Genomic DNA, 15172 nt, shown 5'->3' with positions numbered 1-15172 from the left:
GCCACGGAGGGCTCCTACAATAAACCCTGTTACCCCAGGAGTGGCGTAGGAGCGGCCGCTGGCCGCGATTAACTCCGGGCCCAACCCCCTCCAGATCGCAGCCACGGGTCGTTGTTACAAAGGGTTATGCCAAAAACAAAAAAGCCGCGGTGCTTTCACACCGCGGCTTTTTTACAGGTTAAATACCTACCGTCAGTCTTTCACTGCGATAGTGGTATTTTCCTTTTCGGACTTATCGCCCGGTACCGGGAAGCCACGATCACGCATCAGTGCGCCAATCTCGGCATCGCGGCCGCGGAAAGCGCGGTAGGCTTCCGCCGGATCGACCGAATTACGCGGTGCAAACAGGTGCTTGACCAGCTTGTCCGCAACTTCCGGGTCATAGAAACCACCCTCGGCTTCGGCGAAGGCCTCCGCCGCATCCGAAGTCAGTACGTCGGCCCACATGTAGCCATAGTAACCGGCAGAGTAACCCTCACCGGAAAAGATATGGCCAAAGTGCGGCGTGCGGTGACGCATTACCAGTTCATCCGGCATGCCCAGCTCTTCCAGGGTCTCGCGCTCGAACTTGTCCGGGTCGATACCTTCCGGGTCGGCAGTATGGAACTTCATGTCCACCAGGGCCGATGCCAGGTACTCGGTAGTGGCGAAGCCCTGGTTGAACTTGGAAGCCTTCTTGATCTTGGCAACCAGCTCCTCAGGAATCGGCTCTCCAGTCTTGTAATGCACCAGGTAGTTGTCGATCACCTCGTCGGTGGACAACCAGCGCTCCAGCAGCTGTGACTGGAACTCAGTGTAGTCACGCACACCGCCGTTCAGGGTCGGGTAGGTGACGTCAGAGGCCAGGAAGTGCAGTGCATGGCCAAACTCATGGAAGAAGGTGGAGGCATCGTCCCAGCTCACCAGCACCGGCTCGCCCGGGGCACCCTTGATGAAGTTGGAGTTGTTGGAAGACAGTACATTGGTCTTTCCATCAAAGGTGGTGTGGTCGCGGTACATGGTCGCCCAGGCGCCGGAACGCTTGCCGGCGCGGGCAAACGGATCCAGGTACCACAGGCCGATATGCTCGCCGGAAGTCTTGTCGGTGACTTCCCAGACTTTTACGTCCTCGTGGAAGACCGGCACGCTGCCCTCTTTTACCGGGCTGAACTCGAAGTTGAACAGCTCACCGGCAACGAAGAACATCGCTTCACGCAGCTTGTCCAGCTGCAGGTACTGTTTCACCTCGTCAGAGTTCAGGTCGTACTTGGCCTTGCGTACTTTCTCGGCGTAATAACGGTAATCCCATGGCTTGATGGTGATATCCGCACCTTCCTCGTCTGCCAGGGCCTGCATATCAGCCACTTCTTCCTCAACACGGGCCACTGCGGCAGGCCATACAGCCTCCATCAGCTCCATGGCGCGCTCGGGGGTCTTGGCCATGCGGTCCTGCAGACGCCACTGGGCGTAATTCTCGAAGCCCAGCAGTTCAACGCGTTCATCGCGAAGCTTCAGGATCTCGGCAATAATTGCGTTATTGTCGTGTTCACCACCGTTGTCGCCGCGGCTGTAGTAGTTGCGCCAGACCTTCTCGCGCAGCTCGCGGTTATCGGAATAGGTCAGGAACGGATCCATGGAAGAGCGCGTATTGGTGATGGCGTAGTTGCCCTTCTGGCCCTTCTCTTCCGCCAGCGCCGCGGCTGCATTCACGAATGATTCCGGCAGGCCGGCCAGCTGGTCGCTGCGCAGGAACAGGGTGTAACCCTCCTCGTCCGCCAGCACATTGTTGGCAAACTTGGTGTGCAGCTCGGCCAGGCGCTTGTTGATCTCGGCATAGCGCTCCTTGGCCTCGCCCTCCAGGGTCGCACCGTTGTTGGCGAACTGGTTGTAGATCAGCTCGACCACACGCTTTTGCTCGCCATCCAGGTCGGAGTCATTGCGGGCGTCATAGACGGCCTTGACCCGCTGGAAGAGCGCGTCGTTCTGGATAATCTTGGACTGGAAAGAGGCCAGCTTGGGTGCCAGCTCGCCCTGAACCTCGCGGAATTCCGGAGAGGACATGTTGGCGGCCCAGATACCGTAGTAGGAGAACAGGCGATCCAGCTCGGCACCGCTGCGCTCCAGCTCGGCAATAGTGTTGGCGAAGGTAGCCGGCTCGGGATTGGCGGCAATGGCATCGATCTCGCGCAGGTTTTCAGCCATGGCGAACTCCATCGCCGGCTTCAGGTCCTCGACGCGCATCTTATCGAATGCCGGTACACCGCCGTAAGGGCCGGTCCACTCGGCCAGCAGTGGATTGCTTTCGACCACGGAGCTTTTGGCATCAGCGGCAGCGCTCGCCTGGGCCTGGGCGTTTCCGTCGACAGACGCGGCCTGTTGGGCCTCCTTGCTACAGCCCGCGGCAGCGGCGATGGCTGCGGCTACGGAAAGCGCGATCAGTGATTGGCGCATCGGCTAAATCCTCTCTCTTGTTAGAATACCGTCACATGTAAACCCCCGAGTTTAACCGTATTTTTGCGCCAACCGCCATTCACGGGTGCCCAGCCGCCTCCCCCACGGGGTAAAACGACAGTTTTTCAGGATGATCCCCCCACAGCTGGCAAACAATTGCGCAGGAGGGTTGTTTTGGATCTATTTGTGCTATTTGATAACGACTTAACAAGTGGTTATTAACCAAAACAGGGAGTAAAAGTCACCCGGCCCGCCGGCCTGGGCCGGGCGCCACAAGACAACTTTTCCAGAGTGAAGACCGCGGTGCTGGCAACAAGCATTGACCCAATCCGGGGTACCGGTCCGCATAATCAGGTTACGCCACGCCCGGACTCCAGGTGCAGCCTGCTGCCCGGGGCTCAGGTCCCGCTTTTCAGCCCGCTGAAGAACTCCAGGTACTGGCCGACAACCACTGCCCGGCTGAATCTACTCCAGTAGTGGGACCGGCCCGCTTCCGACAGCTGCCTGCGCCCGGCCTCATCTGATACCAGGCCGGCAATGGCGTCGGCCAGCGGCCCCGGTTGATCCACCGGCGTGACAACGCCGGTGACTCCCGACTCGATCAACTCACCCGGTCCCTGGGAGTCCGTCGCAACCACCGGGCAGCCGTGGGCCCAGGCTTCCATGATCACGGAACCCAGTCCCTCGTGGCGCGAAGGGCAAATGAACATATCAGCGGTACGCATCAGGGCGGTCACGTCTTCGCGCCAGCCCAGGAAACGGACACGCTCATCCAGGCCCAGCTCCCGGCACATTGCCTTCAGGGATTCCTCTTCCGGACCGGTGCCGGCGAGCCAGAGGATGGCATCGGGCACCTTTTCAAGTGCCTGCAGCAGGGTGTCAAAGCCCTTGTTGGTATGCAGGCGCCCAGCGGCGAGCAGTAACGGACGGTCAGTAGGCGTATCGAAGCTGTCGCGAGGCAGGGGCTCGACCTCTGCCTCATCGGCAAAATTGGGAATAAGGAACACACGCTCGGCCGGCATCCCCCCGCGGACCAGGTGATCACAAATCCCCCGGGAAATACCCAGCCAGTAGTCGGAGTGCCGGTAATATTTGAGGTTGTAGTAATGCCCGAGGCGACTGACCAGCGTGTAATCCCCCTTCGGCGTCAGCTTGCTGGCACGGCTCATCCAGGTGAGCACGATATCCGGCCGGAAGGCACGCAGGGCGCGCCTGAACCGAAAGCGGTCAATCTGGTGGAGCGGGCCACCAAAGCGGAACCCCTCCGCAGTCACACCACCATTTCTCAATGACCGCAGGCGATGATCATGCCCCCGGATAAAAGCTTTCTGGGTAATAGCACCCGTCTGCTGGAGGCCAGTCGCCAGGCGGGCAAAAAAGTTCTCAGCTCCACCTTGCTGCGCCCCTGCCAGGGCCTGGGCGATGCGTAATGATTCCGTGTTAGCTGCCATGGTGATATCCATATCATGGGGAAGACAAACCGTCGTGCATCAGGAGCCCGTGGTACCCGGGGAAACTGGCCTGGTGCCGCTGGCCGAGCAATGTCTCGATGCGTCCATGCATGACGGCAATTTTCTTTTTAATCTTGTTCCGCTGAAACACTCGCGGGAATATGCTCATGGGAAGCAGCCCCGCGCTACCCAGCCCATCTATGACTACCAGCCGCTCTATGCAGCCCTGTATGTCACGCTGGACGACAATATTGTGCAAAAGGAGATGCCTTGAGGGGACCAGGTTGCCCTCCCAGAAACGGCTCAACTCCTCTACTGCCGTGCGGCACTCATCCGTAAACGCCTCGTCCCAGATCACCTTCTTGAGGGTCTGGGAAATAGCCCCGCTGCCATCCCTGATCAACTCCGACACCAATCCCCGTCCCATGTCGGTATCGACAAACCCGAAACAGCGACTGACGTGATGGAAGACGAGATCACCGTATCGCTTCTGGAGCGAAGCCATCACCCTCCACTCTTCACGGTTGTCATCGAATGCGGAAAGTGGCTTCAGGTTCTTGGGAAAGCCTTTCTTGCGGCGCCGGTCTGCCAGCGTGAAATCCGGGCGCCGCACCTTGATACAGAGCGAGTCGTCATCCGGGTGCACAAAACAGAGTCGATTGCCTCCCCGGGCGAAAGGCTTTTCTGGAGCAAGCAGGATCGTCATGAGTGGGCCCCGCCCTGCAAGACGTCACGGGCCCAAACATAATCGTGGGAGAACGGGCGGGCCAGGGATGCCTCGACAATATATTGGGCGTACAGGCGGGAATTCATCTCTGCATGGAAGAAATCCCGCGCCCGGGCAGCCCAGCTGCGACGCTTTGCATCGTCGTTGTGGAACTCGCGGACCTTGTGCAGCAGATCGTCCTGATCGTCAAAATACACAATGGATTCCGCAGGTAACAACTCATCAAAGCGTGGGCTACTGTGGGAAAACTGGAGAATGCCGTTACCGGCCAATTGTGCCATACGGGCGGAGGAGTACCAGTAATGCCCTTCCTGTCGATTCAGGTTCAGGCCCATACGGGTGTTGGCCAGCGCCCGATCATAGTCGCGCCCCCATACAGGCGGCTCCCCGAAACTGCCATAAGTCCTGAAATTCAGCTCGCCCTGCAGGGAGTCGCGGAGCCATTTCACCAGCTCCAGGCGCCTGGTGAGGTTGGTGCTGTTACTGCAGAAAAGAAGGTCGGTTTCCAGGTCAGTCCGGGCGGCATTGTTCATACCTTCCTGGGCCGGGTCCACTGGGTTGGGCATGTGGTAGATCCTCGCCCCGAGCCCTTCAAACCGGGTCAGCTCCGGGCGGCCGGTAGACACAAATACGGCGTCGGCAACGCGGGCGCGATGCTTGATACGCTCCACATTGCTGGGGACAAACAGCGGATCGTTGTTGCAGTGGGCGATGGCCACGGAGGGATTGCGCTTGCGAATCTCTGCCAGCGTTTCGTTGCTGATGATGTCGCAGTGCCCGGCGATCACCAGGTCCGGGTCGACCGCCTCCACGGTTTCCAGGAGCTTACGGTTCGCCCTGCCCCGGCCCAGGTCGCGAATTCCCAGAGGGGCCTCGAAGGCGGCGACGTCGCGATCACTGAAGGTGTGGACGAAATGATCGTTCTTGATCAGCCCGTTGGTCAGCTTCTGGGCCCAGCTGACCCGGGTCTTGCCATATCGGCGAAGCTGTTGGTACGCGATGTGGAGTACGCGCATAAACCGTGGTCCCTGTACGGTGGAAAACGCAGTCCTGACATCTGATTTAACCGGATTTTTTCGCCAAATGCCACTAAGCGTCTCACTTCACTTGCCCCTGCCCCTGGTGACACCCGCCCTCTGGCGGCTAAATCCACGTAAAGGTAAACAGGAATACCGGCGCTGATTGATAACGACTTATTGCATGGATAATAAAAAAGGGATGCCTCACCAGCGCGGCCAGGAATAACAATTTCAACCGGCGCTGGCGAAGTTACTGCGCATAACCCGGTGCCCGGGGCGGGCACCGGCAGGAATCAGGTTCAGGCGGGCTGGACGCGCCGGTCCTCCACCAGGGTGCCGGACTGCAGCATCTCCTCTTCGTGGTCAGTTTCGCGCCAGGGCTCGCGCAGCGCCTCGGCCTCCCATTCGCCCATGGCGGGGAGAGTGAGCAGGTGGCGGGCATAGGCTGCGGCGGCATCGGGCAATGACAGGCCGAACCCCTTGACCCGGAATGCAACAGGGGCGAAGAAGGCATCGACCGCCGTAAACCGGTCCCCAGCCAGGAAGGGCCCACCAAAGCGCTGCAGCCCCTCTTCCCAGAGCTCTGCAATACGGCCCAGGTCTTTCTGCAGCCCGGCACTCAGGGTATCGAGCGAGACAGTGACACCACAGTTCATCGGGCACTGCTCACGCAGGGCGGCAAAGCCGGAATGCATCTCGGCGGTGGCGCAACGGGCCCACGCCCGGGCCACGGCATTTTCGGGCCAGACCTGCGGGTACTGTTCGGCGATGTATTCCACAATCGCCAGCGAGTCCCATACGGTGACCTCCCCATCTTCCAGGCAGGGCACCAGGCCATTGGGGGCAAAGTGGCGAAACTTCTCCCAGCTGCCGCCCTCATCGAAAGGCACCAGCTGCTCATCAAAGGGAATGTCCAGCTGGCGCAAAAGGACCCAGGGCCGCAGCGACCACGACGAGTAGTTCTTGTTACCGATAAAAAGCCTGTACATACGCCCTCCCCCTCTGGTTTCAGTTGTAAGGATTCAGGAAGCCCGCCCGCTGCGCAGCCAGTCGGAAACACGGAAGGCCAGCTCCAGCACCTGGTCGGCGTTCAGGCGCGGATCGCACTGTGTTTCATAGCAAGTAGCCAGGTCATCCTCGGATATTTTCCAGGCACCCCCAGTACATTCGGTGACATGCTGGCCGGTCATCTCCAGGTGGATACCACCGGGATGACTGCCCTCGGCGCGATGTACGGCGAAGAAGTCGCGGATCTCACGCAGGATTTTGTCGAAATCCCGGGTCTTGTAACCACTGCTGGCCTTCACGGTGTTGCCGTGCATGGGATCGGTACTCCAGACCACTTTGTGCCCTTCGCGCTGCACTGCCTGTACCAGGGCCGGTAGCTTTTCACCCAGGGTATCGGCCCCCATACGAGTAATCAGGGTCAGGCGCCCGGCCTCATTGGCGGGATTGAGACGGTCGATCAGGCGCAGCAGCTCATCCGGCTGCATGCCCGGCCCCACCTTGACGCCGATAGGGTTCCAGACGCCCGACAGGAATTCCACGTGGGCACCGTCCAGCTGGCGGGTACGTTCGCCGATCCAAAGCATATGCGCCGAGCAGTCATACCATTTGCCGGTCAGGCTGTCGGTGCGGGTCAGCGCCTGCTCGTACTCCAGCAACAGGGCCTCGTGGGAGGTGTACAACACGGTCTCCCGGATCGCCGGGGTATTCTCCGAGGTCACGCCACAGACAGCCATAAACTCCAGGGCATCCTGCAGGCGCTCGGCTAGCTGGGCGTAGTTTTCCCGCTGGGGATTGTTCTCAAGGAAACTCAGGTTCCAGCCGTGCACCTGGTGCAGGTCTGCCAGCCCACCCTGGGCGAAGGCACGCAGCAGGTTGAGGGTTGCCGCCGACTGGTTATAGGCCGTGAGCATGCGCTGCGGATCGGGCCGCCGCGCGGTCTCGGTGAAGTCGATGCCGTTGATGATATCGCCGCGGTAGCTGGGCAGCTCAACGCCGCCCACCACCTCGGTATCCGATGAGCGCGGTTTGGCATACTGCCCCGCCATACGCGCCACCTTTACTACCGGCATGTTGCCGGCGAAGGTCAGCACCACAGCCATCTGCAACAACACCTTGAAGGTGTCGCGGATACGGTTGGCATTGAAGTCGGCAAAGGACTCGGCGCAGTCACCACCCTGCAGCAGGAACGCCTTGCCCTCGGCCACCTGGGCCAGCTGGCGACGCAGCTCCCGCGCTTCTTCGGCAAATACCAGCGGCGGGTATGCGGACAGCTGGCCGGTTACCTCGCCGAGCTCAGCGGCAGATTGGTAGGAGGGTTGCTGGTGGGCGGTAAAGTTGCGCCAGCTCTCGGGATTCCATTCTTTACCTGCTGACTGTGACACTTTCGACTTTACCTCCACTTCCATTGCCAACCTCTTCCAAATACGGCTTTCAGACTCTGTTGCAGCCCCGGGCCCGCCAGCGCCGCAGCAGTCCACCGGGCCGTACCCTGATGACACGGCCCGACAGCGGATATTACAACACGCTGGCGACCGCTTTGCAGAAGTATTCCATGTTGGACTGGCTCAGGCCGGCAATACTCATGCGGCTGGAATCCACCATGTAAATGGAATACTCCTTTTGCAGCCTTGCCACCTGCTCCGGGTTAATTCCCAGGAAGGAGAACATGCCCTTCTGTTCGCGGATAAAGCTGAAGTCACCCGCGGCACCGGCTGCGGCCAGGCTCTCGACTACGCCCGCACGCAGGCCGTTAATGCGCTCGCGCATCTCGGTCAGTTCCGCCTCCCAGTTGGCGCGCAGGCTGGCATCGGTGAGGATCGACTCCACGATCGCGGCACCGTGCGACGGCGGCATCGAGTAGTTGCCACGCACTGCACTCAGCATCTGGGTCTGGCCGGTATCAGCGGCCGCACTGTCATTGTAAATCACCATGGCCAGGCCGACGCGCTCCCGGTACAGCCCGAAGTTCTTGGAACAGGATGCCGCCACCAGCAGCTCCGGTACCGATTCTGCCATCAGGCGCAGGCCCCAGGCATCGTCGTCCAGGCCATCGCCAAAGCCCTGGTAGGCCATATCGATAAACGGGGTGAAACCCTGCTTCTGCGCCATCTCCACCAGCACCTGCCACTGCTCACGGCTCAGGTCGGCGCCACAGGGGTTGTGGCAGCATGCGTGCAGCAGCACCACGTCGCCCTCCCCTACATCCTTCAGTGTTTCCACCATGGCATCGAACTGCAGGCTACCGCTGCTGCGATCGTAATAGGGGTAGCTCTTGATCTGCAGCCCGGCATTGCCCAGCAGCGGCACGTGGTTGGCCCAGGTGGGGTCACTCACCCAGACGGTCGCACCGGGCTTTGCGCGATCGACCAGCTCTGCCAGCACCCGCAGGGCACCGCAGCCACCGGGAGTCTGGGCAGAGCGCACACGGTTGGCAACCAGCGCCGGGTGGTTGGCACCAAGGACCAGCTCCTGCATGGCGGCATTGAATCCCGGGGTACCCGCCGGGCCGATATAGGCTTTTGTCTCCTCAGACTGCAGCAGGCGTGTCTCCGCCTCCTTCACAGCCTGCAGGATGGCAGTGTGGCCCGCCTCATCCTTGTACACGCCGACGCCCAGGTCGATCTTGTCCGGGTTCTCGTCGGCGCGGTAACTGGCCAGCAGGCCCAGGATAGGGTCCGGCGGCAGGCTGCTCAGGTGTTCAAACATGCGGGTACTCCTCGGGTACTTAATGTCTCGGATACAGGCACCCCGGAAGCCCAGCTGTCCGGGGGCGTGGTAGGTACAGGTTCAGTCGATCAGGCCGCGCTCGGCCCAGGCCTGGGCGCGGTCCATCAGCTTGTCGATAATGCTTTCCAGCTGGGCCCGCTCATCGGGAGAGAGCGAGGACATCAGGTCGTCCTCGTACTGCTGGGCCAGCGGAACAATGCGCTCATAGACATCCCGCCCCAGCTCGGACAGGTTCAGCACCTGCCGGCGGCGATCGGCGGGATCCTCGCTGCGGGTGATGTAATCGTTGCGCATCAGGACCGATACCGCGCGACTGATGGCAACCTTGTCCATGGCGGTCTGCTCCACCAGTTCCGCGGCAGAGAGGTCCGGGAAACGGCCCAGTATAGCCATGACGCGCCAGGCCGGGATGGTCAGGTCAAAGCGGCTGCCATAAGCCTGGGCAATGGCATTACTCACGCGGTTGGAGAGCACCGACAGGCGATACGGCAGGAACCTCTCCAGGTGCAGGTCGTCACGCACCGGTTTTTCCGCCTCGGTCTTCTCGATTGTCATACGGCTTTTCCACCTGCAGTTGCCATGGATGTTACAAATGTAACTAAAATTGGTTTCAATTGTAACCGCTTTGGCCGGAATCAGGTAGCGGCACCAGCGCCGGCTACCGCCAGCTCAATGGGCGCCAACACCCCCTGCCCCTCGCCAAATCGGCACTGTTGTGCTGCAAAAATCGCGCAGCATTATAAATCCATGTCATTTTTATTGGGTATCGTGTGACCGCACACAGGGATTTCGTGCCACCGCCCATCAAACATTGCAGACCCGGACAGACATGGAGGTCCCGGCAATGGCCTGTGAATATCCGCACAACCCACTCGGCACCGATGGCTTCGAATTTGTAGGGCATGCCGCTCCTGACCTGGAGCCGCTGCGCACACTTTTCAGCCAGCTCGGGTTCACCCGCGAATCCCTGCATCGCAACCGCGATATCACCCTGCACCGCCAGGGTGACGCCAACTTTATCATTAATGCAGAACCCGGATCATTTGCCGGGGCTCTGTCCACCGCGGCAACATGGACCAGTGGGCGGGCTTTTAAGCGAGCATCTTCAATTTCCGGGAAATCCCCTATTTCGATATCGAAGGCAAAATGACCGGGCTCTCCAGCCGGGCGATGACCAGTCACTGGGGCAGGATCCGCATTCCCATCTATGAATCGGCCGATGAAAAATCACCGGCCGAGGAATTCCTGCGGGAGCACCGGGCGAGGGAAATTTCCAGGCCCTGCTCGAACCCATCGAGCTCGACCAGATTCGCCGCGGCGTGCTGGAGCCGGAAAGATACCCGGGGGATTCGCACGATGCCCGCGTTGGGCCCGTCCTTCCCGACACTGGCACCCTGCGGCGACAGATGTTGAAATAGCCTCGACAAATCTGCCCCGGCCCGGCGGGTGGGGATGCAAAGAAAAAGGTATCTTATGGAATTACACGGTTACTTTCGTTCGTCTGCCAGCTATCGCGTGCGTATTGGCCTCAACCTCAAGGGCCTACCGTACGATTACCACCCGGTGAACCTGCTGAAAAGTGAACAAGGCGAAGAGGAATACCGGAAACTGAACCCCCAGGGCCTGGTCCCGGCACTGGTGGATGGTGACACGGTACTCACCCAGTCACTGGCAATCCTGGAGTGGCTCGAGGAGACGCACCCGGAACCTCCACTGCTGCCCTCGGACCCGGTGCAGCGCGCCCATATACGCGCGCTCTGCCATACCAGTGCCAGCGATATCCAGCCACTGCACAACCTGCGCGTGCTGCGCTACCTGCAGGGACAGTACGGTCTGTCGGATGAACAGAAAACCGGCTGGATCCGCCACTGGATTCACGAGGGATTCAGCGCCCTGGAACAGCAGCTCAAGCCTGCGCCCTTCGCCGCTGGCGAGACACCGGGGATGTTCGAGTGCTGCCTGTTGCCACAGGTGTACAGCGCCGAAAGGTTCGGGCTGGATATTGCCGAGTACCCGGCCATCCACCGGATTACGCTGGCTTGTAACGAGATCCCCGCCTTTATCGAGGCCCGCCCGGAGAACCAGCCGGACAGCACCCTCTGACACCCCGGACTTTTCCCTGATCGGCCGGCACCCCGGAAGCGCGCCACCGCGTGCATCCGGAGCCGGTCGTGGGCCGTCATGGTCTTGCCCGGTACCTGGCACCAGCTGGTATACCATCGGCCCCTCCCCGGCGAAATACGACAGCTTCAGGCAACTGCCCTGCAGGTTTCACTATGGCGGGATGCTCCCCCGGCCCTTAAGCTTTGTGGTAATTGCTGGGCATTCAACAGGAAACCGGCCATGGGCGCACCCAAGCTGTTTGAACCTCTGACTGTCGGCTCGCTGACACTCCCCAACCGGATTGTTATTGCGCCTATGTGCCAGTACTCCGCGGTTGATGGCTGCATGACCGACTGGCACCTGATCCACCTGGGGCAACTGGCGTTATCCGGGGCGGGGCTGCTCACCATTGAGGCCACCGCTGTGGTGCCAGAGGGCAGGATCAGTTACGGCGATGTTGGCCTGTGGGACGATAACACCGAGGCCGCAATGGCCCGTACCCTGGAGTCGATCAGGCAATGGTCCGACATGCCCATCGCCATCCAGCTCGCCCACGCCGGCCGCAAGGCGTCCACGGACCTGCCGTGGATGGGCGGCCGGCAGATTGCACCCGGGGATACCAACGGCTGGCAGACGCTGGCGCCCTCCCCCCTCCCATATGACCCGGGCGAGCATGCGCCGCTGGAAATGGATCGGGCTGCCATGGAGCGGGTGCGGGATGCCTTCGCGGTATCGGCCCGGCGCTCGGTTCGCCTGGGGCTCGACGCCATCCAGATCCACGCCGCCCACGGCTACCTGTTACACGAGTTTCTCTCCCCCCTGTCCAACCGGCGCGATGATGAATACGGTGGCTCACTGGAGAACCGGATGCGCTTCCCGCTGGAAGTGTTCGAGGCCGTACGCGATGCCGTGCCGGATGCTTACCCTCTTTCCATGCGGGTGTCGGGTACCGACTGGGTGGAGAACGGCTGGGACCTGGAACAGACCATCGCCTTTGCGCGGGCCCTCGAGCAGCGCGGTTGCGGGGCGATACATGTCTCCAGTGGTGGGCTGGATCCCACCCAGCAGATTCCTGTTGGACCCGGTTACCAGGTACCCCTGGCCCGGGGCGTGAAACAGGCGGTTTCGATGCCGGTCATCGCGGTCGGACTGATCACAGAGTTCGAGCATGCGGAGTCGATCATCGCCACTGGCGATGCCGATATGGTCGCCCTGGCCCGGGGAATGCTCTACAACCCCCGCTGGCCCTGGCATGCCGCTGCACACCTGGGGGCCACCGTCTCGGCACCCAACCAGTACCTGCGCTCCCAGCCACACAATTACCCGGGCCTGTTCGGGGAGTGAGCCGGCCTTTCCGGCCCCGGGGCCTCAGGCCTCTTTCCCCTCCCCTTCCCCGTCTATGCGGAGGGGCTCCTTGAAGGTCAGCGTGCGGTAAGGGAATGGAATCTCTATGCCTGCCTCATCCAGGGCCAGCTTGATCGCGGTAACCACCTCACCCTTGGACTGGCGGATATCGAAGGGCACAGAGCCGGTCCACCAGGTGACCTCGATATCGATACTGCTCTCGCCGAAACCGGCGGGAAATACCTGCACCGGATCTTCCTGTCGCACTGTCTTCAGGGGCTTCATGGCCTCTGCAATCACCTTCACCCCCTCCCGCACATCCTCGCCATAGGCGATACCCACAGTGATAGTCACACGCCGCTTGACCCGGCTGGTCAGGATCTCGCAGGGGTTCTGGAACAGGAACAGGTTCGGCACGATCACCAGTTCGCCGGTGAGCTTGCGAATCGTCGTATTGCGCACCTCCACCGACTCCACGCGACCACATACGCCCTCGCACTCGATTACATCGCCCTCCTCGAACGGGAAGCGCCACAGGATCAGGATGCCTGCGAAGAAATTCTCAAAAATATCCTTGAACGCCAGGCCAATCGCCACCGACAGCAGGCCGACCGCGCCCAGCGCCCGGGCCGGGGTCAGCCCGGGGAACAGCACCATGGCGGCAAACAGCAACCCCAGCATCCATATCACAATGGTGAGCAGGCGGACCATCAGGTCCTGCAGGGATTTTTTCGAGGCAAACCGGCGGAAGATACGACTGCCGAAATGGCGGACCGTCAGGACAATCAGCCAGGTGACGAACAACACCATGAAACTGGCGATTACAAACGGCGTGTGGTTGAGGAAGTTGCCCCAGACCGAGTCCAGCGAACTGACCACGGTCTCTGCCGCCTCGGAAACCGGTTCCGGCGTGATTTCCTCCAGGTTTTCCTGCAGGGCGGGTTTCTCTTCCTTGCCCCCACCCTCCTCCTGCACCAGGAGCCGGGCCGGCAAGTTCAGTAGTTGGCTGAGAAAAAATGCGAGGCCGCTCACGGGTAACACGCTGCTCCGGTTTCAGTACACCATCCCTTTTTATAGCTGAAAGGCTTGATGTGCCGGGGCCTGCCGGTGGCATGTGCCAGCGAAAGGCATGCGCCTCAACCATGCCGCCGGCGAGAGCGGCAAATGGCGTCAGGAGGCAGGAAGCTGTTCCAGGAAGAAATCCCGCAGGTTCTCCCCCATAATCCGGCGGATCTCGTATTCACTGAATCCCTGTCGCAGCATTTCCTGGGTCAACACCCCCAGCTCCCCGACATCGAAGGCCACCTCCACCGTGCCGTCGTAATCCGAGCCCAGCGCTACATGTTCAACCCCCAGCAGGTCGATGGCATAACGCATGGTGCGCACGATATTTTCCGGGCTGGGATCGCAGACCGCGCCGTCCCAGTAGCCGATACCCACCAGGCCGCCAGCGGCGGCCACTGCCTTCATCAGCCCATCACTGATATTACGGGGCGTGTCACACATTCCCCGGAGGCCCGTGTGGGACACAATCAGCGGCCGCTCCACCAGGGCCAGGACATCCCGCACCACCGCCTCCGAGGAATGCGCCACATCGATGACAATCGAGCGCTCGGCCATTTCCTGTACCGCGGCACGACCGAACTCCGTCAGGCCGGCCCCACTCTGGCCGTGCAGTGAGCCTCCCAGTTCGTTATCGAAAAAGTGCTGCAATCCCATTACCCGGTAGCCGGCATCATGGAGCCGGCCGATATTGGCCAGTTCGCCCTCGAGCGGGTGGGCGCCCTCGATTCCCAGGATGGCGGCCAACTGCTTGCCGCCCTGCGCCCTGGAGGCCAGGGCCTGGCGCAGGTCTTCGGCACTGTGGATTACCCGCATCTGTCCCGGCGCTTCGGACGCCAGCGCCCGCACTCGCCCGGCATGGTAGAGCGCCCGCTCCAGCAGGCTGCCCCAGGTGCGGGGCGGCCAGCCCTGGGCCACTGCCAGCAGGGTGATATTGTCGGGCGCATCACTGGCGTTGCTGGCGTAGTTCTGGCCGCGCGGCGACTTGGTCACCGCGGTAAACACCTGTATCGCCAGGTTGCCGTCGCGGGCGCGAGGCAGGTCCACATGGCCATAGTCGGCACGATCCCCGATATCCCTGGCCCAGAGGAAGCTGTCGGCGTGCAGGTCGCCCACCACCAGTGACTCGTGCAGCGCCCGCGCCCGCACCGACAGCGCGGGCAGCGCCTCGCCGGTGCGGGTGTTCATCCTTTTCTCCACCCCGGGCAGCAGCAGCCACTTCCACGCTGTGAACAAAACCAGCGCCACCGGGGTCAGGATAATGAGAAACTTCTTCATGAGGATTCCTGGCATTCCACGTT

At 61.3% G+C, this 15172-nt stretch carries 13 protein-coding genes; 3 read left to right on the top strand and 10 right to left on the bottom strand.

Annotation, left to right across the window (positions count from 1 at the left end):
* Positions 1-192: 192 nt before the first annotated feature.
* The 8 genes from LVE68_RS00385 to LVE68_RS00350 form a co-directional block, all read right to left on the bottom strand.
* Positions 193-2430 carry a M3 family metallopeptidase gene (locus tag LVE68_RS00385; protein WP_232942088.1) on the bottom strand — a complete coding sequence of 746 codons (2238 nt, stop codon included), beginning with the start codon at positions 2428-2430 and terminating at the stop codon, positions 193-195.
* A gap of 398 nt (positions 2431-2828) precedes the next feature.
* Positions 2829-3881, bottom strand: a complete 1053-nt coding sequence (locus LVE68_RS00380; protein WP_232942086.1) for a glycosyltransferase — start codon at positions 3879-3881, stop codon at positions 2829-2831.
* Positions 3882-3894: 13 nt separating this feature from the next.
* Positions 3895-4587 (bottom strand): YrbL family protein, encoded by a 693-nt coding sequence (locus tag LVE68_RS00375; protein WP_232942084.1) that lies wholly within the window; start codon positions 4585-4587, stop codon positions 3895-3897.
* Complete coding sequence (locus LVE68_RS00370) at positions 4584-5624, bottom strand: glycosyltransferase family protein (RefSeq protein ID WP_232942082.1); 1041 nt, start codon at positions 5622-5624, stop codon at positions 4584-4586. Before LVE68_RS00370 ends, LVE68_RS00375 begins: the two co-directional genes overlap by 4 nt.
* 302 nt (positions 5625-5926) lie before the next feature.
* On the bottom strand, positions 5927-6616 hold the full coding sequence (locus LVE68_RS00365; RefSeq protein ID WP_232942080.1) for a glutathione S-transferase family protein: 690 nt from the start codon (positions 6614-6616) through the stop codon (positions 5927-5929).
* Positions 6617-6649: 33 nt separating this feature from the next.
* Entirely contained in the window at positions 6650-8041 is a 1392-nt protein-coding gene (locus LVE68_RS00360; RefSeq protein WP_232942078.1) for a class II 3-deoxy-7-phosphoheptulonate synthase, read from the bottom strand.
* 109 nt (positions 8042-8150) lie between these two features.
* Entirely contained in the window at positions 8151-9341 is a 1191-nt protein-coding gene (locus LVE68_RS00355) for an amino acid aminotransferase (RefSeq protein WP_232942076.1), read from the bottom strand.
* 81 nt (positions 9342-9422) lie between these two features.
* Complete coding sequence (locus LVE68_RS00350; protein WP_232942074.1) at positions 9423-9917, bottom strand: MarR family winged helix-turn-helix transcriptional regulator; 495 nt, start codon at positions 9915-9917, stop codon at positions 9423-9425.
* Positions 9918-10077: 160 nt separating this feature from the next.
* Between LVE68_RS00350 and LVE68_RS00345 the strand changes: the two genes are divergently transcribed.
* From LVE68_RS00345 to LVE68_RS00335, 3 genes are all read left to right on the top strand, one after another.
* Positions 10078-10512 (top strand): hypothetical protein, encoded by a 435-nt coding sequence (locus tag LVE68_RS00345; protein WP_232942072.1) that lies wholly within the window; start codon positions 10078-10080, stop codon positions 10510-10512.
* Between the two features lie 323 nt (positions 10513-10835).
* Positions 10836-11465, top strand: a complete 630-nt coding sequence (gene maiA / locus LVE68_RS00340; protein WP_232942070.1) for a maleylacetoacetate isomerase — start codon at positions 10836-10838, stop codon at positions 11463-11465.
* A 240-nt stretch (positions 11466-11705) separates the two neighbouring features.
* Positions 11706-12809 (top strand): NADH:flavin oxidoreductase/NADH oxidase, encoded by a 1104-nt coding sequence (locus LVE68_RS00335; RefSeq protein ID WP_232942068.1) that lies wholly within the window; start codon positions 11706-11708, stop codon positions 12807-12809.
* A gap of 24 nt (positions 12810-12833) precedes the next feature.
* On the opposite strand, the gene LVE68_RS00330 is transcribed toward LVE68_RS00335, so the two are convergent.
* Entirely contained in the window at positions 12834-13841 is a 1008-nt protein-coding gene (locus LVE68_RS00330; RefSeq protein WP_232942066.1) for a mechanosensitive ion channel family protein, read from the bottom strand.
* A gap of 138 nt (positions 13842-13979) precedes the next feature.
* Positions 13980-15149, bottom strand: a complete 1170-nt coding sequence (locus LVE68_RS00325) for a dipeptidase (protein ID WP_232942064.1) — start codon at positions 15147-15149, stop codon at positions 13980-13982.
* Positions 15150-15172: the final 23 nt, after the last annotated feature.

The sequence above is a fragment of the Microbulbifer sp. YPW16 genome (assembly GCF_021290385.1).
Lineage (GTDB): Bacteria > Pseudomonadota > Gammaproteobacteria > Pseudomonadales > Cellvibrionaceae > Microbulbifer > Microbulbifer zhoushanensis.
Note: the sequence above shows the minus strand (reverse complement) of the source record. Positions and strands in the feature narration are given on the sequence as shown.